Source organism: Streptomyces sp. NPDC051664 (assembly GCF_044453545.1).
In the GTDB taxonomy this organism is placed as follows: Bacteria; Actinomycetota; Actinomycetes; order Streptomycetales; family Streptomycetaceae; genus Streptomyces.
In genome coordinates, this window is sequence record NZ_JBITCU010000004.1 from 44,388 (window position 1) to 63,011 (window position 18,624).

14 protein-coding genes are annotated in these 18,624 nt (G+C 69.3%); 9 read left to right on the forward strand and 5 right to left on the reverse strand.

The features are described from left to right. The first annotated feature begins 886 nt into the window (after nt 1-886). Nucleotides 887-1,642, forward strand: a complete 756-nt coding sequence (locus ACIA8E_RS09275) for a peptidoglycan recognition protein (protein WP_399296123.1) — start codon at nt 887-889, stop codon at nt 1,640-1,642. A gap of 43 nt (nt 1,643-1,685) precedes the next feature. On the opposite strand, the gene ACIA8E_RS09280 is transcribed toward ACIA8E_RS09275, so the two are convergent. Together ACIA8E_RS09280 and ACIA8E_RS09285 are read right to left on the reverse strand one after the other, a co-directional pair. Beyond that, nucleotides 1,686-2,657, reverse strand: a complete 972-nt coding sequence (locus tag ACIA8E_RS09280) for a M56 family metallopeptidase (protein WP_399296125.1) — start codon at nt 2,655-2,657, stop codon at nt 1,686-1,688. A gap of 16 nt (nt 2,658-2,673) precedes the next feature. Further along, nucleotides 2,674-3,075: a BlaI/MecI/CopY family transcriptional regulator gene (locus ACIA8E_RS09285; protein ID WP_399296127.1), complete on the reverse strand. Its 402-nt coding sequence runs from the start codon at nt 3,073-3,075 to the stop codon at nt 2,674-2,676. Between the two features lie 309 nt (nt 3,076-3,384). Here ACIA8E_RS09285 and ACIA8E_RS09290 point away from each other — a divergent pair, with 309 nt between their 5' ends. After that, nucleotides 3,385-4,221 carry an undecaprenyl-diphosphate phosphatase gene (locus tag ACIA8E_RS09290; RefSeq protein WP_399296129.1) on the forward strand — a complete coding sequence of 279 codons (837 nt, stop codon included), beginning with the start codon at nt 3,385-3,387 and terminating at the stop codon, nt 4,219-4,221. A gap of 110 nt (nt 4,222-4,331) precedes the next feature. Here ACIA8E_RS09290 and ACIA8E_RS09295 read toward each other — a convergent pair whose 3' ends face one another. Then, nucleotides 4,332-5,714: a nucleobase:cation symporter-2 family protein gene (locus ACIA8E_RS09295; protein WP_399296131.1), complete on the reverse strand. Its 1,383-nt coding sequence runs from the start codon at nt 5,712-5,714 to the stop codon at nt 4,332-4,334. A 355-nt stretch (nt 5,715-6,069) separates the two neighbouring features. On the opposite strand from ACIA8E_RS09295, the gene ACIA8E_RS09300 reads away from it, so the two are divergent. The 7 genes from ACIA8E_RS09300 to ACIA8E_RS09330 all read left to right on the forward strand — a co-directional run bounded on the left by ACIA8E_RS09300 (nt 6,070) and on the right by ACIA8E_RS09330 (nt 15,332). Further along, the gene (locus ACIA8E_RS09300) at nt 6,070-7,299 is read left to right on the forward strand and encodes an aromatic acid exporter family protein (protein WP_399296133.1); all 1,230 of its coding nucleotides are present in this window, start codon (nt 6,070-6,072) and stop codon (nt 7,297-7,299) included. Nucleotides 7,300-7,428: 129 nt separating this feature from the next. Further along, nucleotides 7,429-7,788, forward strand: a complete 360-nt coding sequence (locus ACIA8E_RS09305) for a UBP-type zinc finger domain-containing protein (RefSeq protein WP_399296135.1) — start codon at nt 7,429-7,431, stop codon at nt 7,786-7,788. 303 nt (nt 7,789-8,091) lie between these two features. Next, nucleotides 8,092-8,538 (forward strand): nitroreductase family deazaflavin-dependent oxidoreductase, encoded by a 447-nt coding sequence (locus tag ACIA8E_RS09310; protein ID WP_399296137.1) that lies wholly within the window; start codon nt 8,092-8,094, stop codon nt 8,536-8,538. A 180-nt stretch (nt 8,539-8,718) separates the two neighbouring features. Beyond that, on the forward strand, nt 8,719-9,723 hold the full coding sequence (locus ACIA8E_RS09315; RefSeq protein WP_399296139.1) for a PHP domain-containing protein: 1,005 nt from the start codon (nt 8,719-8,721) through the stop codon (nt 9,721-9,723). A 447-nt stretch (nt 9,724-10,170) separates the two neighbouring features. Further along, nucleotides 10,171-12,063, forward strand: a complete 1,893-nt coding sequence (gene nhaA / locus ACIA8E_RS09320; RefSeq protein WP_399296141.1) for a Na+/H+ antiporter NhaA — start codon at nt 10,171-10,173, stop codon at nt 12,061-12,063. A gap of 208 nt (nt 12,064-12,271) precedes the next feature. Then, on the forward strand, nt 12,272-13,330 hold the full coding sequence (locus ACIA8E_RS09325; RefSeq protein WP_399296143.1) for an NAD(+)/NADH kinase: 1,059 nt from the start codon (nt 12,272-12,274) through the stop codon (nt 13,328-13,330). Between the two features lie 157 nt (nt 13,331-13,487). Continuing rightward, nucleotides 13,488-15,332: a glycoside hydrolase family 15 protein gene (locus ACIA8E_RS09330; RefSeq protein WP_399296145.1), complete on the forward strand. Its 1,845-nt coding sequence runs from the start codon at nt 13,488-13,490 to the stop codon at nt 15,330-15,332. Nucleotides 15,333-15,363: 31 nt separating this feature from the next. Here ACIA8E_RS09330 and ACIA8E_RS09335 read toward each other — a convergent pair whose 3' ends face one another. Both ACIA8E_RS09335 and ACIA8E_RS09340 read right to left on the reverse strand, forming a co-directional pair. Beyond that, the gene (locus ACIA8E_RS09335) at nt 15,364-18,240 is read right to left on the reverse strand and encodes a SpoIIE family protein phosphatase (RefSeq protein WP_399296147.1); all 2,877 of its coding nucleotides are present in this window, start codon (nt 18,238-18,240) and stop codon (nt 15,364-15,366) included. Nucleotides 18,241-18,459: 219 nt separating this feature from the next. Continuing rightward, complete coding sequence (locus tag ACIA8E_RS09340) at nt 18,460-18,615, reverse strand: hypothetical protein (protein WP_199822896.1); 156 nt, start codon at nt 18,613-18,615, stop codon at nt 18,460-18,462. Nucleotides 18,616-18,624 lie beyond the last annotated feature (9 nt).

Below are 18,624 nucleotides of genomic sequence, written 5' to 3' on the forward strand. Positions count from 1 at the left end.
GTACGTCCGACCCCGGACGCCGGCGACAGCGACCGTGGCCCCTGCGGAAGGCTCAGGATGGGGTGTCGCCGGCCGCCGGCCCGGTCGGGGACGTGGCCGGCGTCGGGGTCCCGCTCGTGGTCGCGAGGCGCTGGAGCCACTCACGCAGCAGCACGGCCTCGCCGGGCGAGAGCGCATCGGAGAGGTCCGGCAGGACGGCGGCCAGGGCGATCGCCCTGGCGGCTGGCGTGTCCAGGTCGTTCGCGGGCCGGGGATCCGTGACGGGTGCCGCCCCTCATCGGCGGCGCACGGCGACCACCCCACCCGGAGCCGCCCCATGTCCTCCGCACCCGCTGCCTCCCCGGCTTCGTCGGTTCTCGGCGACGTCTGCCGGCGCATCGTGGCGTCGTCATTCCCGCCGACCGGCGAACATCTGCAGGGGCCCGTGTTCGGGAGTGGCTGACCCCATGGACTGCCGTCGGACTCACACCGAGGTCGGCTACGTCGTACTCGCCTGCATGCAGTAGTCCGGCGCGCGCGGCGAACCTCCTGCCGCAAGGCTGAGGGCTGTCCCGCAATCCCTGGCGGGCGCGCGACGACACCTACGGCGCCCCGCCGCGTCGCCGGAACGCCCGAATGCATCCAGTATGCGGACGTCCCTCCGCCTTGCGATGCACCGCATCTGACGCCGTGCGCTGACCCACCAGGGATTACGGGACAGCCCTTAGCGGGCTTACGTGCTCCCCGCCGCCCGCTCGGCGAAGAGGAAAGAAGGCCCCCTGTGCGTATGTGGCGAATCGTGCTGCCCCTCACGGCTTCCATAGCGGCAGTTCCACTCGTGGCGGCACCGGCCAGGGTGACGATGGCCGGGGCCGTCGGCGGGACGATGCCGCGTAGCCCTGCTTCGGTGCTGCCGGCCGGTACGGGGCCGGCGCCGACCGTCGATTCCACGCGGTCACTCGTTGCGCTGAGTGCGATGGTGGTGGCGTTCCCCCACGCGGCACTTCGCCCCACCATCGTGTCGCGTGCGCAGTGGCGGGCCGACGAGACCAAGCGCGATCCCCGGGCCCACTACGCGAACGGGGTGACGGCGATCTTCATTCACCACACGGACACCCCCAATGCCTACGACTGCGCCGACGTGCCACATATCCTGCGCAACCTGTACACGGGCCAGACCCGTGATCAGCAATGGGGGGACTTCGGTTACAACTTCCTCGTCGACCGATGCGGCAACATCTACGAAGGCCGTGCCGGAGGTATCGACCGTCCCGTCGTCGGCTCCCACACACTCGGGTTCAACCAGGGCACTGCAGGGATCGCGGCGATCGGCACCTTCGGGCCAGGGACGAAGGTGCCGGCGCCCATGGAACATGCGATCGCGGCCCTCGCCGCCTGGAAACTCGGCCTGCGCGGTGTCGACCCCCGCAGCAAGGTGCGACTCACGTCCACCAATGACAAGAGCCGCTACCCCAAGGGAACTTCCGCCAGTTTTCATGCCATCTCCGCCCATCGCGACGGCTTTGCCACCGACTGCCCGGGGGAGGCGCTGGTCGCCCGTCTCCCCGCGATCCGGGACCTCGCGGCCCGCCTCCAGGGCAGGGTTCTGCGCGAACCCGCTCGTGTCCAGCTTTCCCAGGCCTTGCCGAGCCTCGACGGCTGACCGCCCACCTGTACGGGGGCCAGCGGCCCCTGGAACCTGCCGGTCAGCCGCCTCCGGCCCGCTCCAGCACCTCGTGCAGATCCTGGGCGGCTTCGACCGTGCACAGGACGGCAGCCGTGAGGTAGGCGGCGGTGACCATCGCTCGCCACTTCCCGCCCGTCGGTGCGGGGGACAGGAGCGCAGCCACCCGCCGCGGCACAGGTCCCGCCTTGTCCAGCCCGGTTGGCTCCCCGTCCATCCGGCGCTCCGCGCCCCGGCGGCCGAGAAGTCCCAGGGCCGCGGCAGGCAGTCGTCCCAGACCTCCGGAGCGCTTTGTCGCCAGCGCCGCCTTTCCCACGGTGACCGCCACCCGCCGCCGGTCGCCGGTCGTGCTTGCCGCGGCCTCGTCCGCCCACCGCTCCACCGTGTAGGAGACCTGAGCCGCCAAGGGGCGTACCAACGGGTTGGCGGTTGCCGCCAGTTGGGCGGCCGCGGCGAACAGATAGTGGTGCGCGCGCAGATGGGCCCGCTCGTGCGCGAACAGGATTGCCCGCTCGGTTTCGTCGAGCGTGGACAGCATGCCCGTCGAGACCACGATGCGGCCGGGCAGTCCAGGCATCGCGAACGCGTCGGCGGCCGACTCCTCCATCACCACGAGCGGATCCTGACCCGGGAAGCATGCGGACTCCAGAACAGCCGCACACACCGCCCGCACCCGACGGACCAGGAAACGGGAGGCGACCACGGTCACGGCGAGCAGCAGTACCGCGGCCGGTACGGCCACCGGTACCCACGCCGGATCGTCGCGTCCCAGCACGGCCGGTGACAGATCGGCGAGCCGGGCGATCCTCGGGATACGCACCAGACCGGCGAGGGCGAGCAGGCCGAGTACCGTCGTACTGCCCGCGGCCAACACCACGGACGCCGTCGTCAGCACCCAGGTGGCCAGCCGCGGTTCCAGCCGGTCGGCAAGCGGCCGGGCGGCGGGTCCCGCCAGCAGCGGGAAGAACAGCGGCAGATAGATGGCGAGATGCATGGCAGCCTCCGTGGCCCTACCGGCCGGAGTCCAGGTCGCCGCCGAGCAGGCGGCGCAGAAGCGCCTCGTCACCGCTCGACAGGTCGTCGACGAAACGGGTGAGAACCGTCTCGCGATCCGGAACCTCCTCCATGGCCTGGCGCATCCGCCGGGCCGCGAAACCCGGTTCGTCGGTCGCGGGCGCGTAGGCGAAGGCCCGGCCTCGTGGGACCCGGGTGAGGACGTCCTTCTCGTACAGCCGGGTCAGGATGGTCACGACGGTGCTGTACGACAAGTCGTCGTCCATGACTTCACGTACGGCTCTCGGGGTGAGCGGCTCCTGCGCCGACCGGAGCACGGCGAGCACCTCGGCCTCCCGCCTCCCGTTGGCCAGGCGGCCGTCCGTCTCGTGTGTCCCGGCACGCTCGACCGCATCCACCGTTGGCTGCCTCCTTGCTCATCCTCTACAGTCACACCCGTCTTCTACGCGCGCGTAGAAGACGCTGGCCTTCCCCGAGTGTGCCACGCATGCTCTTGGACCCGTGACGCCCGCCGCCATGACAGGAATCCCATGCTCCGTCACACGCCCGAGCCCAGGGCACTGCCCGGCCCGGGACGGGTGCAGCCGCCGACCGGCTGCCGGCGGCTGCGCGGGCCTTGCTTCTCGGAGCTGCGGGCCTGAGCCGATAGCGCCACCGCACCGCACCACCACCGTCATCCCATCGAATGCTTCGCAAGGACGGAACACTTGAGCGCCATCACCATCGGACAGGCCATCGTTCTCGGGATCGTGGAGGGGGTGACCGAGTTCCTGCCGATCTCCTCCACCGGGCACCTGAAGATCACCGAGGGGCTGATGGACATCCCGGTGGACGACAAGGGCGTCGTTGCCTTCACCGCCGTCATCCAGGTGGGTGCGATTGCCGCCGTCCTCGTCTACTTCTTCAAGGACATCGTCCGATTCGTCACCGCGTGGGTACGGGGCCTGGCCCATCGCGACCAACGGGACAACCACGACTACAAGTTCACCTGGTGGGTCATCTACGCCACGATCCCGATCGTGATCGTCGGACTCGCCGCGAAGCCGCTCATCGAAGGACCGCTCGCCTCGCTGTGGGTGGTGGCCGGATCGCTGATCGTCGGCAGCGGTGTGATGTGGGCGGCCGATCAGATGGGCCGGCACAGGCGCGGCGAGGAGGACACCACGCTCAAGGACGCGATGCTGGTCGGCTGCTCCCAGATCCTGGCGCTCCTCTTCCCCGGCTTCTCCCGCTCGGGCGCCACCATGTCCACCGGCCTCATCCTGGACCTCAACCGGGTCGCCGCGACCCGCCTTTCGTTCTTCCTCGGAATCCCGTCACTGACCGGCGCCGGGCTTTACGAGCTGAAGGACGCGGTCGGCGGCGGGGCGGGCGCGGTTCCGCTCGCCGTGGGCACGGTGGTCTCCTTCGTCGTCGCGTACGCCTCGATCGCCTGGCTGCTGAAGTTCGTTGCCAAGCACTCGTTCAACGCGTTCGTGATCTACCGCATCATCGTGGGCGTGCTGCTCTTCGCTCTGCTGGGCGCGGGTGTCCTCAACGCCTGAGGGGCGACTGCACCGGAGACGGCGAGGCCGATGGGCCTCGCCGTCTCGGCGTCGGTGGACCGTCGTGCCCCGTCACCCAGGGGACGGCGGGACTCGAGGGCCGGGGTTCGTCAGGTCGGGCCGGAAGTGGTCACCTCCGTCGCCGACGCCGGCTCGGCCGTCGCGGATCTGCCGCGGCCGGCTGTGTGGTTGAAGAGCAGGTTCAGGAGGAACGCGGCGAGGGTGGCGCTGGTGATGGCGCTGCCGCCGATGATCTGGACCCAGGTCGGGAAGGCGTGATAGATCGACGGCGCGACGACGGGGAGCATGCCGATCCCGATGGAGACAGCGACGACCATCAGGTTGTTGGTGCCCTCGAACTCCACTGTGCGCAGGGTCTTGATGCCCACGGCGGTCACGGTGGCGAACATGACCAGACCGGCCGCACCGATCACCGGTTCGGGGAGCGAGGCGACGATCTCGCCGAGCTTGGGGACCAGGCCCAGCAGGACCAGGATGCCTCCGGCGACGGCGGCGACGTAGCGGCTGCGGACCTTGGTCATTCCGACCAGCCCGACGTTCTGGGCGAATACGGTGTCCAGGAAGCCGTTCATGATGCCGCCGAGGATGCCGGAGACGCCGTCGGCGGCAAGACCTCGGGCCAAGTCACGCTTGGAGAGCGAGCGGCCGGTCATCTCACCGACGGCGAGCATGTCGGCGGTGGACTCGGTGAACGTCACAAGCATCACGACGCACATCGAGATGACGGCGGCGATCGGGAACTGCGGGGCGCCGAAATGGAACGGCGAGGAGACGCCCAGCCAGCCGGCCTGCCCGACGGAGGAGAAATCGGTCAGGCCCATCGGAACGGCGACCAGGGTGCCGCCGACCAGGCCCAGGAGCACGCCGATCTGCGCGAGGAAGCCGCGGGTGAATCGGCTGACGACGATGATGAGCAGGATGATGCCGCCCGCCAGCGCGAGGTGGCTGGGGGCGGCGTAATCCTTGGCTGTGGGGTCGAGACCGGCGATCAGGCCGGCGGCGACTCCGATGAGCGAGAGCCCGATGACGGTGATCACCGAACCGCTGACCAGCGGCGGGAAGAACCGTACGGCGCGGGCGAAGGGCACGGCGACGAGCAGGCCGAAGACGCCTGCCGCGATCATGGACCCGTACACGGCCTGGATGCCGTACTCGCCCGCGATGAGGATCATCGGGGTCACCGCCGTGAAGGTGGCTCCGGCGACGACCGGCAGCCGCACGCCGAGGAGTTTGCCGATGCCGAGCGCCTGGATCAGCGTGATCAGGCCGGCCACCAACAGGTCGGCGTTGATCAACAGCCCGATGGTGGACGTGTCCAGCTTGGCGGCGGAGCCGAAGACAAGCGGGACGGTGACGCAGCCTGTGTACATGACCAGCACGTGCTGCAGACCGAGAATCCCGAGCCGGCCGGGTGGCAGCACCTGGTCGACGGGGTGGCGGGCGGGGGCGGGCGAGGACGGTGCCTGTGACACGGATGCCTCCGTAACGGGGCGGGGGACGGGTGCGCCTGAGAACGGGTGGGTGCGCGTGAGCGCGGACGGACGGCGTGTTCGAGCGTGGGGGAGCGGTGACGCGACAGCGGGTCAACTTTCTGTTGAAGGTGTTTCCCGTTCGTTGCCGCATTCCTAAGGCGCGGTTGCGGCTGCGCCCCGCGTCCCCGGCCACCGAGCGGTTCCACTGCCGGTACTCCGCGAGGCCCGCGAGCCCCGGATCGGCCGGCCGATCCGGGGTCTTCGGTGTCGGCTGCGCCGGTCGATCTCGACACATCGGCACCCGTCCGGTCGATTCGTGGGGCTGCAAGTGGTCGCGCAAGGGAAGGGGAGTGAGATGCCAGAACTCTCCGCACCTGTGGTCAAGCTCGTACGGCGAACCACCGAACCTGTCGCGGCGCAGACCCTGCGCTCGACGGCGGCGGCAGTCATCGCCTATGTCGTCGCGGTGTGGACCCTTCCTCAGCCCGCTCCGCTGACAGCTCCGCTCACCGCGCTCCTGGTCGTTCAGGTCACCCTGTACGCGACACTCACCACGGGCATCCGGCGAGTCAACTCCGTCGTCGTCGGGGTGCTCATCGCCATCGGATTCAGCGCTCTGGTGGGGCTGACCTGGTGGAGCCTGGGGCTGACCATCTTCAGTTCACTGATCATCGGACGCATGGTGCGGGTCGATGAGTTCGTGCCCGAGGTGGCCATCAGTGCGATGCTCGTCCTCGGCGTGTCCCAGATCGCCTACACCGCGTGGGACCGCGTACTCGAGACTCTGATCGGTGCGGGCGTCGGCCTGTTGTTCAACCTGCTGTTCGCACCGCCCGTATGGGTGCAGACCGCCGGGGCGTCCATCGACACCCTGGCACGGGAGATGGGACGGTTGTTCCGTGCCATGGGCGAGGAGACCGGCGGACACATCTCCGTCCCCCAGGCGGCGGCCAGACTGCACGACGCCCGCCGGCTGGACCACGACATCGTGGCTGTCGACGCCTCGCTGCGGCAGGCCGAGGAGAGCCTCATGCTCAACCCCCGGGTCCGCCAGGGACTCCTCTACCGGATCGTCCTGCGTACCGGACTCGACACGCTGGAGATCTGCGCAGTCGTGCTCCGCGTGCTGGCACGCACCCTGACGGATCTGGCCAAGGCCCGCACCGAGGAATCGCTCTTCCCCGAGGACGTGGCGCTGTCACTCCGAGAACTCTTCGCCCAGATGGCCGAGGCCATCGAAAGCTTCTCCACGCTGATCACCACCCCGGTGTCCGCCAATGCCGAGGAAGCCGAGTCGCGGCTGGCCGCCGCACTGGTGTCCAGCCGCGCCGCCCGGGACGTGGTGGCCGACCTTCTGTTGGAGGACGTCCAGGAACACCCCAGAGAGTGGCAACTCCACGGTGCCCTGCTCGCCGAGATCGATCGCATTCTGGATGAGCTGGACATCGACAAGCGCGCCGAACGGCTCGGTCACGAACTCGACCGCCACTCGGCCGAAATGCATGAACGACATCCCCGACTCGCCGCACTCCGACGGCGGCTGGTCGACAGCCGGGAGACGCAGCCGTCGGCCCCGGTGGGGTGAGGGACGACCGACACAGGCGCACCGTCCCACCAGGCCTTACGATGCAGAAGGGGAAACGGAAGGCCTCAGCGTGTCGAGCCAAGACCTTTGAGGTCCGTGTGCTCACGCCTGATCACGGAGGCACGTCCCATGGCACCTGACCGGATTCCAGGTATCGATCCCACCGCGGCTCCCAGTGGCACAGGGTGTGCGGACTGTCTGGCGGGCGACGCACCGGGGTGGTGGTTCCACCTGCGTCGCTGCGCCGCCTGCGGACACATCGGATGCTGCGATTCCTCACCCGGGCAGCACGGAACGAAGCATGCCCGCGACGCGGGACATCCGTTCCTGGCCAGCTTCGAGCCGGGGGAGAGCTGGATGTGGAACGTCGAGACCGAGGAGTACTACGAGGGGCCGGATCTGCTCGCACCCACCTGCCACCCCGCGACTCAGCCGACCCCGGGTCCGCAGGGGATGGTCCCGGCGAACTGGGAGGCGCAGCTGCGCTGAGCTCGCACGGATCCGCGCCGCGTGATCGTCACTCGTGCTCTTCGTTCACGAGCAGCGGGACCTGTGGAGCGGAAGCGCAGGAGTGGATCCGTCACCCTGCCACGTACAGCGAGGGCATCGCTCCCACCCACCCGATGACGGCACCGCTGTCCCGCCCGCGTCCCGACGCTCGCGGAACCGAACTGCCGCTGTGACACGCGTACTCGCCCTGGTCCCGGGACGGCGCGATGATGAAAGAGTTCTCGGTGCAGCGGGACACATCGATGTCCGCGCTGCCCGAATTCCGACGATGGGACAGATGCCATGCCTCTCAAGGGTGAGTACGAGCCGAGCCCCGAGCAGTGGGTCCGCGATCAGGTCGAGCTGTTCGAGAGTTCGGGAGGGGCGGAGGGGACCGCGATGCGGGGCATGCCGGTCATCATCCTGACCACGCGCGGAGCCAAGAGCGGCAAGATCCGCAAGACACCGCTGATGAGGGTCGAGCACGACGGCGCGTACGCCGTGGTCGCCTCGCTGGGCGGAGCTCCCCGGCATCCCGTCTGGTATCACAACATCACCGCGGATCCCCGGGTGGAGCTGCAGGACGGCCCGGTCCGCCAGGACATGAACGCCCGTGAGGTCACCGGCGACGAGAAGCGTGTGTGGTGGGAGCGCGCGGTCGAGGCCTTTCCCGACTACGCCGACTACCAGGAGAAGACGGACCGGCAGATTCCTGTCCTCGTCCTGGAACCGGCACCCGAGAGCCACTGACCACGGCCCGGAGGAGGCGTCGGCCCGGTGCCCGCCGCGTCTCCTCCGGCGCGCCGCCCGCCCGGTGTTCGTCAGCGGCTGAGCGGGAGCGTACGAGACGCCGCCGCCTGGGGGTTGTGCCGACGTGGGAAGGCCCCCGGTGCGCAGCCCCGTCGTGTCGTGGCGGGACGGGAGGTACCGATGGACCCGGTCGACGCCCTGCGCCGGATCGCCTTCCTGCTGGAACGCGACCGGGCAGCCACGTACCGCGTACAGGCGTTCCGTACAGCGGCTGGTGCGATCGGAGCGATGACGGGCCACGAGATCGCGCAACGCGCAACTGCGGGGATGCTGGAGTCGGTCAGAGGCATCGGGCCGAAGACGGCACAGGTCGTACGGGAAGCCCTGGCCGGGGAAGTCCCGGGCTACCTCCGGCAGCTGGAGGACACCGCCGCTCCGCTCACCGAAGGCGGCAGCACGCTGCGTGCCGTGCTGCGCGGCGACTGCCATCTGCATTCCGACTGGTCGGACGGCGGAAGCCCGATCGAGGAGATGGGCCGTACGGCCATGGAGCTGGGACACGAGTGGGCGGCCCTCACCGACCACTCTCCCCGGCTGACCGTGGCACACGGCCTGTCGCCGGAACGGCTGCGCCGCCAGTTGGCGGCCGTGGCCGAACTCAACGAGCGCTGGGCGCCGTTCCGGCTGCTCACCGGAATCGAGTGCGACATCCTCGCGGACGGCTCCCTCGACCAGGAGGAGCAACTGCTGGAACAGCTCGACGTGGTGGTCGTGTCCGTGCACTCCGAACTGCGCATGGACGCGCGGACCATGACCCGTCGGCTGGTCGCCGCCGTCCGGCATCCGCAGGCGAACGTTCTGGGGCACTGCACAGGCCGTCTGATCACCGGCCGGGGGCGCCCGGAGTCGCAGTTCGACGCGGACGAAGTGTTCGCCGCGTGCGCCGAGTCCGGCACCGCCCTCGAGATCAACAGCCGGCCCGAACGGCTCGATCCGCCCCGGCGTCTGCTGCGTCGCGCCGTCGATGCCGGAGTGCTGTTCGCCATTGACACCGACGCCCACGCACCGGGCCAGCTCGACTGGCAGATCTTCGGCTGTGCCCGGGCCGAGGAGTGCGGTGTGCCGGTGGAACGGGTCATCACCTCATGGCCGGCGGGCAAACTGCTGGCCTGGTCAGGACGGTGAGCCCGGTCCCTCCGGGGCGACCTCGCCGTTCGGGCCCGGCGGGCGGGGCGCCGAGGTGGTCGTCGGCGGTCAGGAGAGCGTCGTAACGTACGCGTTGAGATCGCTGCGATCAGGGTCGAGCGGGTCGCGGCGAGTCGTGGATGCTGAAGCACACGTCAGCCATTCGGCCGAAGGTATGCGGAGCCAACTCCGGACGGCCACTCAGTTTTGCCGCACCCAGTGGCTTCGAAATGGCCACCGTCCGTGGCACGCGTCGGTTGCCTCCGCCCCTCCGGCCGTCTCTCACGGAACATGAGCGGCATCGGTGAGCCGGTCGTCCGAGGAGAGAACCTGGCCGATGCCTGGCATGAACGGGCCGTCCGGTCGGCACATGAAGCGGTCGGGTGCCGTACGGCCCCTGGTGGGCCGTTGCACCCCAACAGGCACACGACACGCGATGATGGCCCCGTGACACACGCCGCCCCTTCCTCCCCTCCTCCCTTCCAGGAGCAGAGCACGCGTGACCCGGGGACCCGGACACCGCTACGCGCGTTCCTCGCGACCGAGTCCGGCAGCGCGGCGGTGCTGCTGGCCGCCACCGTGGCGGCGCTGGCGTGGGCGAACGCGGCTCCCGTGGGGTACGCATCCTTCTGGGAGACGCATTTTTCGGTGACCCTGGGATCGGCAGGGGTGTCGCTGGACCTGCGCGAGTGGGTGAACAGCGGCCTGATGACGTTCTTCTTCTTCGTCATCGGGCTGGAGGCGCGCCGGGAGTTCGACACGGGCGAGCTACGGGAGCGGCAGCGGGTCATGCTGCCACTGGCCGCAGGGCTCGCCGGCATGATCGTCCCCGTCGGTGTCTACCTCGCATTCAACGCGGGCGGTGCCTCGGCCCACGGATGGGGTGCGGCCATGTCCACGGACACCGCATTCGCCCTGGGCATGCTGGCGATCCTGGGGCGACGGTTCCCCGACGCGCTGCGCACGTTCATCCTCACGGTGACCGTGGTCGACGACGTGCTGGCCCTGGTGGTCATCGCCCTCGTCTACAGCGAGCACATCACCGTGCCCGCCCTGCTGGCGGCCGTGGCCTTGTTCGCCTTGATCCTGCTGGTCAGGGCGGCGGGCGTGCGCCGCGGATTGACGTACCTGCTGATGGGGGTCGCGACCTGGGTCGCCCTGCTCAAGTCCGGTGTCGATCCGGTGGTCGTGGGCCTGGCCATGGGGCTGCTGACCTATGCCTACCCGGCGGCGCGCAGCGACCTGGAACGCGCAAGCGATCTCTTCATCTCATTCCGGGAGCAGCCCACACCCGAACTGGAGCGTTCGGCACGCCAGGGACTGGCCTCGGCGGTGTCGCTCAACGAGCGGCTGCAACAGATGTACCACCCGTGGACGAGTTATGTGATCGTGCCGCTCTTCGCCCTCGCCAATGCCGGCATCACCATCGACGCAGGACTGCTGTCGCGGGCGGCAACGTCCCCGGTCACTCTGGGCATCCTGCTCGGCTATCTGGTCGGCAAGCCGGTGGGTATCACCGGTGCCTCCTGGCTGCTCACCCGGCTGAGCCGCAGTCGGCTGAGACCTCCGGTCGGTTGGGGCGCCCTGGCCGGGGGCGGCACCATCGCCGGGGTCGGGTTCACCGTCGCCCTGCTGATCTCCACGCTCGCCTTCGAAGGAGACCGGCTCGAAGAGGCGAAGATGGGCATCCTGAGCGCGGTGATCTGTTCCTTCCTCGCAACCTGCGCCGTGGCGACGGCGATCAGGCTCCTGTCGCCGCACAGGCGTGCACGGGTGCTGCTCGGCACCGCCGAGAGGGTGATCGATCTCGCGGTCCCGGTCGACCCCGCCCGTGACCACGTCCGGGGCCCGATGAACGCCCCGGTGACCCTGGTCGAGTACGCCGATTTCGAATGCCCCTACTGCGGCCAGGCCGAACCCGTGGTCCGCGATCTTCTCGCCGACTTCGGTGATCTGCGCTACGTGTGGCGGCATCTGCCGCTCACCGACGTCCATCCCAGCGCGCAACTCGCCGCCGAGGCGGCCGAGGCCGCGGCGGAGCAGGGGGCCTTCTGGCAGATGCACGACCGCCTCCTGGAGCACCAAGGCGCGCTCCAGGCGTCCGACCTGAAGCGCTACGCGGACGAACTGGGCCTGGACGCCAAGCGCTTCCATCGCAGTCTGCGCACTCATGCGGGGGCCGGCCGGGTCGCCGAGCACATGGAGTCCGCCGATCTGAGCGGGGTGTCCGGAACTCCCACCTTCTTCATCAACGGCCTGCTGCACCGCGGCGCCTACGACATCGACGCATTGTCCGCCGCAGTGCGAACAGCCCGTGCGCGTGCAGGACTGACGCGGTAGATCCGCCGGACGGCACCGGTGGCAGCACGGCGTTCCTTCAGTAGCCGGGCTCGAGGAAGGTTTCGCAGCTGTCGGCTCTGCGTTCCCGGGTGGGGACGGAGGCGTTCGAAGCCCTGAAGCCAGGAAGAGGATGCGTTCGACCACCCGTCTGTCGGGACGATCTGTCGCGATCTGCGCGGCGGGCCGGGGCGGTCTACGGTGAGAGGTGATGCCTCTCAATCGGCTGGGTCTGGTTGTCCACCAAGGCCGGCCCGCCGCCGTCGCGGCGGCGCGGACTGCCCGCCTGTGGTGTGCCGCTCGCGGCATAGCCTGCACCGATATCGACGTGTGGCGGGAGGGGGAACCGAGGCACGGAGGCCAGGAAGAGGCCGAGGCGGCGGGACATCCTGGGTCGATCATCACGTTCGGTGGTGACGGTACGTTTCTGCGTGGGGCACGGATCGCCGCCAAGGACGGGGCGTCGGTGCTGGGCGTGAACGTGGGCCGGGTCGGCTTCCTGACCGAGATCACCACTGACCAGGTGGAGGACGCTCTGGATGTTCTTCACCGGGATCAGGCGGTGATCGAGGAGCGGATGGTGCTCACGCTGCGCGCGTCGCGCCCGCTTCAGACGCCCGTCGGCATGGACACGGTGCTGTGCTACGGGCGCGGCCCCGCGCTGCCGGCGCCGACGCTGCGTCCCGCCGGGCCGCAGCCGGTCGGCTGGGGTGTCGCCCTGGACGTCACCGCCGTGAACGACGTGGTCCTGGAAAAGCTCGCCCGGGACCGGCAGGCGAGCGTGGCCGTATACCTGGCCGGGCAGCTGCTCGCCTCCTACTCGGCCGACGCGGTGATCATGGCAACCCCCACCGGCTCGACCGCCTACAACTTTGCCGCGGGAGGGCCGGTACTGGACCCTGCCGCCGACGCCATCGTTTTCACCCCGGTCGCCCCGCACATGGCCTTCGGCCGTACCGTGATAGCCGCCGCCGACGAGGCGGTCGCGGTCCGCGTGCTGCCGCATTCCGGCCGGGTGGCCGTCAGTATCGACGGGCAGACGCGCGGAGTGCTGGACCCCGGGGACTGGGTTGCGGTCTACCGGGCACCGTACCGGCTGCGCCTGGCCCGTCTGGCGCCGCTGGAGTTCTACCACCGGCTGCGCGAACGCTTCCAGCTGGCTGACGCCCCGGCGGCCGCCATCGACCAGACCCCGCTTTTCCACCGGCCCGACAGCCCGCCACCCGACGATCTGGCCCACCTGCGCCTGCCCACGCCGCCTGCCGCATAGACGGACGGATGGTGACGATCGCGCGGTCGCGGCACGGCACACGGCGCTGGTGCAGCTGAGGAGAGAAAGATAAGTCCGATTGTGTGGCGATTTAGACTCTTATCAGGATTGTTTTCGGTTTCACGGCGGTGGCGCCGCGGTGGCAGGGAGGCCTGGCATGGCGTTCGAGAATGCCGGATTCGGTGGATACGGGCAGGGAGCGGGGTCCGGACGCTATCTGCCGATCGCCGAGCACGGCCTGATTGGCGACCTTCGTACCGTCGCGCTCGTGGGCACCGACGGCACGATCGACTGGTACTGCTGCCCGCGATTCGACGCGCCCAGCGTGTTCGGCTCGATCCTGGACGCGGACCGGGGCGGATCCTTCGAGCTGGCAGCCGACGTGCCTGCGCGGACCCGACAGTTCTATTTTCCCGACACCAATGTGCTGATCACGCGATTCTTCGCCGCGGACGGGGTGGGCGAGATCCAGGACTTCATGCCCATCGGTGATGAATCGGGCGAGGCCCACCGGCACCGGCTGATCCGACGTCTGCTGTGTGTCCGGGGATCGCTTCCGTTCACCGCGCGGGTGGCTCCCCGCTTCGGTTACGGGACCGAGCCGCACAGCGCCCGCCTGCAGGGCGACAGCGCGCTGTTCGTATCCGAGAACCTGTCCTTGGCTCTGACGGCCACCGTCCCGCTCGAATGCGACGGCACGGATGCCTGGTCACACTTCAAGTTGCTGGAAGGCGAGTCCGCGGTCTTCGCCCTCGACCGGGTGGGGGAAGAGGTCGCTCAGCGGGGGTGTGCCAGGCGTGAGGCGGAGGACGAGTTCCAGGCTACGGTCCGCTACTGGAGGCAGTGGCTGAGCGCCTCCCGCTACCACGGACGGTGGCGGGAGATGGTGCACCGGTCCGCGCTGACGCTGAAGCTGCTCGTCTACGCGCCGACCGGCGCGATCGTGGCTGCGCCGACGACGAGCCTGCCCGAAGAGATCGGATGCGAGCGCAACTGGGACTACCGGTACACCTGGGTCAGGGACGCAGCCTTCTGTATCTACGCCATGCTCAGGCTGGGCTTCACATCGGAGGCCGAAGCGTTCATGGGCTTTCTGTCCTCCTGCATCAAGTGCGGGGACGACGCCAACGGGCCGCTGCAGATCATGTACGGCATCGACGGGCGCCGCGAGCTGCCCGAGCGCGAACTGTCGCATTTCGAGGGGTACATGGGGTCGTCTCCGGTGCGGGTGGGCAATGGTGCCGCGACCCAGCTCCAGCTGGACATCTACGGAGCGCTCATCGACTCCATCTACCTGTACGACAAGTGGGGGCAACCCATCAGCAGCCACCACTGGGACGAAGTCTCCACCGTGGTGGACTGGGTCTGCAACCACTGGGACCAGCCGGACGAAGGTGTCTGGGAGACCCGTGGGGGGCGACGAAACTTCTTGTACTCGCGCCTGATGTGCTGGGTGGCGATCGAGCGGGCCATGCGCATGGCGACCCGGCGTGGCCTGCCTGCCGATCTTGTCCGGTGGGGGCGGAGCCGTGACGCGATCTACCGGCAGATCATGACACGCGGCTGGTCGGCCGAGAGCGGCGCCTTCGTCCAACAACTGGACGGCGACGTCCTGGACGCCGCCGTGCTGATGATGCCCTTGGTCAAGTTCGTCTCCCCTGTCGACCCCAAGTGGCTCTCGACGCTGGACACTCTTGGTGCGAACCTGGTCACCGACTCGCTTGTCCACCGCTACGACGTGGGAGCAAGCCCGGATGGCCTCCTGGGCACGGAGGGGACTTTTTCGATCTGCTCATTCTGGTACATCGAAGCCCTCACCCGAGCCGGCCGCCTGGAAGAGGCCCGCCTGGCCTTCGAAAAAATGCTCACCTACTCCAACCATCTCGGCCTGTACGCGGAGGAGATCGGCCCCACGGGCGAACAACTCGGCAACTTCCCGCAGGCCTTCACTCACCTTTCCCTCATCAGCGCTGCATTCAACCTCGACCGTGCCCTCGGCTGAGCACCGATCAGGCGTGCTCGGCGTCAAGCGGTCATTCGGGGGGCGCGACGGCATGCCTGTCGGATTCCGGCAGGAGCGGAGCCGGGATGTCGGATCCGTGCATCGTCTGTGCGGTCCAGATGCACTTGCCGGCAGCGGTGTAGCGAGTGCCCCACCGCTGGGAGAGCGCGGCGACCAGCTGCAGTCCCCGGCCGCCCTCGTCCGTCTCGGACGCGTGGCGGACCCTGGGCATGGTCAGGCTGCCGTCGGAGACCTCGCAGATCAGGTCGGCGTCGAGTAGCAGCCGCAGTTGCAGCGGTCCCCTCCCATGTCGTACGACGTTCCCGACCAGCTCGCTGACGAGCAGTTCCGTGGTCGTCGCCATGTCGTCCAGCCCCCACGTGGACAGCTGCTCCCGGACGTGCCTGCGGGCCAGGCCCGCTGCCTGGGGGTCTTCCGGGAGTGGCCAGGAGGCCATCCGGTCCGAGCTGAGCGCGTGCACACGGGCGACCAGGAGGGCGGCGTCGTCGCTGGTGTGCTGTCCGGCGGGGAGCAGGCCGGCGATGAGGTTCTCGCAGAGCCGGTCCAAGTCTTCGTTCTCCGTGGCGTGCAGGAGCTGCGCCAGCTCGGTCATGCCCTGGTCGATCTCGCGCTCGGACGATTCGATGAGGCCGTCGGTGTACAGCACGAGGAGGCTTCCCGGGGGCATCGTCAGCTCCACCGTCTCGAACGGCGGCTCTGCCACGCCCAGAGGCGGATCCGGGACCGGATGCAGGAAGTGCACGGTGCCGTCGGGGTGGACCACTGCCGCCGGTGGGTGGCCGGCGCGGGTGATGGAGCAGGTCCGGTTGGTGGAGTCGTACAGCGCGTACAGGCACGTGGCGTACGAGTCCTCCCCGAGGCCACTGACGATGTCGTTGAGGTGGCTCATGATCTCGTCGGGTGGCAGTTCGAGGTCGGCCAGCGTGTGAACGGCCGTGCGCAGCCGCCCCATCGTGGCAGCTTCGGAGAGGCCGTGGCCCATCACGTCGCCGATGACGAGCGCGACCCGTCCGGCGGAGAGCGGGATGACGTCGTACCAGTCGCCGCCGACGTCCATGCCGTGTCCGGCGGGCAGGTAGCGGGCGGCGGTGGTGCACGCCGGCAGGTCGGGCAGTGTCCGGGGGAGCAGTGCGTGCTGCAGCTCCCGGGACCGGGTGTGCTCGGCGTCGTAGAGCCGTGCACGTTCCAGGGCGTGCGCGACCAGGGCGCTGATGGCGGTCAGCAGGGTGCGCTCTTCGTCGGCCAGGTGGCGTGGCTGGTCGAACGCGATCACGCAGACACCGAAGGTGTGTCCGGAGGCGGTCAGCGGCAGGAACGCCCAGGACTGCTTGCCGATGTCCTGCGGGTGGTCGGCCATAGCGGGATAGCGCGCCACGTACTCCTGGACCGAGGAGACGAACAGCGGCCCCTGAGTGGAGATCGCGTCCCAGACGGGGTCTTTCGCGACTCGCGAACGGCCGTCGACACGCTCGAGGAACGCGCGGGGGTAGCCGACGGCTCCGACGTTGTGGACCCGGTTGCCCTCGACGGCCTGTACGAGCAGTCCGGTGGCGCGGAACGGCGGCAGCACCCGCTGGGCCACCGCATCCACCACGTCCCGCGAGGTCGTCGCCGTGGCGAGTGCTGCCGTCAGCTCCGTGATCCGGGAGGCGCGCTCGGCGGAGGCCGTCTCGGCGGCGATCCGCTCGGCCTCGTGCCTGCGCATCTCGGTGACGTCGGTGAAGTACAGCGTGACCCCGTCGGGCACCGGGACGAGCCGCAGGTGGTAGCAGCGTCCTGTATCCGGCATGTGCACGTCGAAGCCTGCGGGCGTGGCCGTTGCGGCGGCCCGGCGACACCGGGCCTCCATGTCGGCGACCTGCTGCACGGCGGGCAGTGTCCACAGCACGCGGCCGAACAGCTCCTCCTCGGAGGAGCCCAGCATGCCTTCGGCCTCAAGGTTGACGAAGGTGATCCGCCAGTCGTCGTCCGCCGAAAGGAAGCCGTCGCTCATATGGCGCAAGGCGTGGCTGAGCGCGTCACGGGCGGACCGGGACTCGTTGCTGTCCCATGCCGTCCCGATCATCCGGTAGGGCTCGCCCGTGTCATCGAGCACCACCCTTGCGCGAGCCTGGGTCCAGCCGTAACTGCCGTCGGGGCGTCGTACTCGGTACTCGGCCTGGAATACACCGTGGTTGCGAATGGCCTTCTCGACGGCGGCGAGCGCCCACGGCACGTCGTCGGGGTGGACCACCTTCATCCAGCTCTCGACCTGGGGCGTGAAGTCGGCGGGCTCGGTGCCGTAGATGGCCATGGCCGCATCGTCCCAGGACAGGGCGCCGGTGCGGATGTTCCAGTCCCAGGTACCTACCTGGACGGCCTTGAGCGCCTGCCGCAGGAAGTTGCCGCTCGGCTCCTCCCGGGCAGGGCGAGCGGGTGGCGGAGCCTGGATCATCCGCTCCTTCGCCCAGGCGGCCACCGCTGTGAGGAAATCCCAATGCTTCCTGGTGGGCTCTCCCGAAGCCCCTGTCACCACGGTGAGGGCGCCGACCGGGCGCTCCGCGCCGAACACCGGTACGGCTGCCAGGCCCGTGCCGGGCCAGCCAGTGGCCGACGTGGGCGGGCGGGTGCCTGAGGGGTCGTGGAACTCCCACACGCCGGTGCCCTGGCGCACGGCGCGGGCCGGGACCGCGGTGTCCTCCTGGTCGATGATCTCCCACGGCCGGACGAGGGCCGGAGGCAGTCCGGTCACTGACACCAGACGCAGCGCCGACATGGGACCACGCAGGTGCACCGTCCCGCCCAGGCCGTCCAGCTCGGCGACGGCGTGCTGAAGCGCGAGCCGCAGCACCTCACCTTCCGTGACGCCCTGTTCCACACTGTCGAGCAGGACCAACCGAGCATTCATGGATCAACTGTATATTTCGGGCGCGAAGTCGGTAGGGTGTGGCGTTACGCCGCGGCTCTCTGCGGGTGAGGCGATCGGTAACTCGATGTACGGCCGTACTGCGCCCGCGCCATCGACCGCGACACTTGTGGAGGCCGGACTCCGGGGCCTGCCCCGGAGTCCGGCCTGGCGGCTCCGGCTCCGACTTCGGTCGACGTCAGTGTTGTCACCACCTCCGCTTCAGCTTGCGTCATCCTCCGCCCGGCGCTCGCCCTCGGCCTGGGACGGCTGGGTGCGTGTCGTGGCGGGATGCCGTTCCTCGGCCGGATTCAGATCCTCTTCCAACCTCTCGCCCTCGGCCTGCGACGGAGTCGGGTACTCGTCGGTAGGGCGCATGGCTGCCTC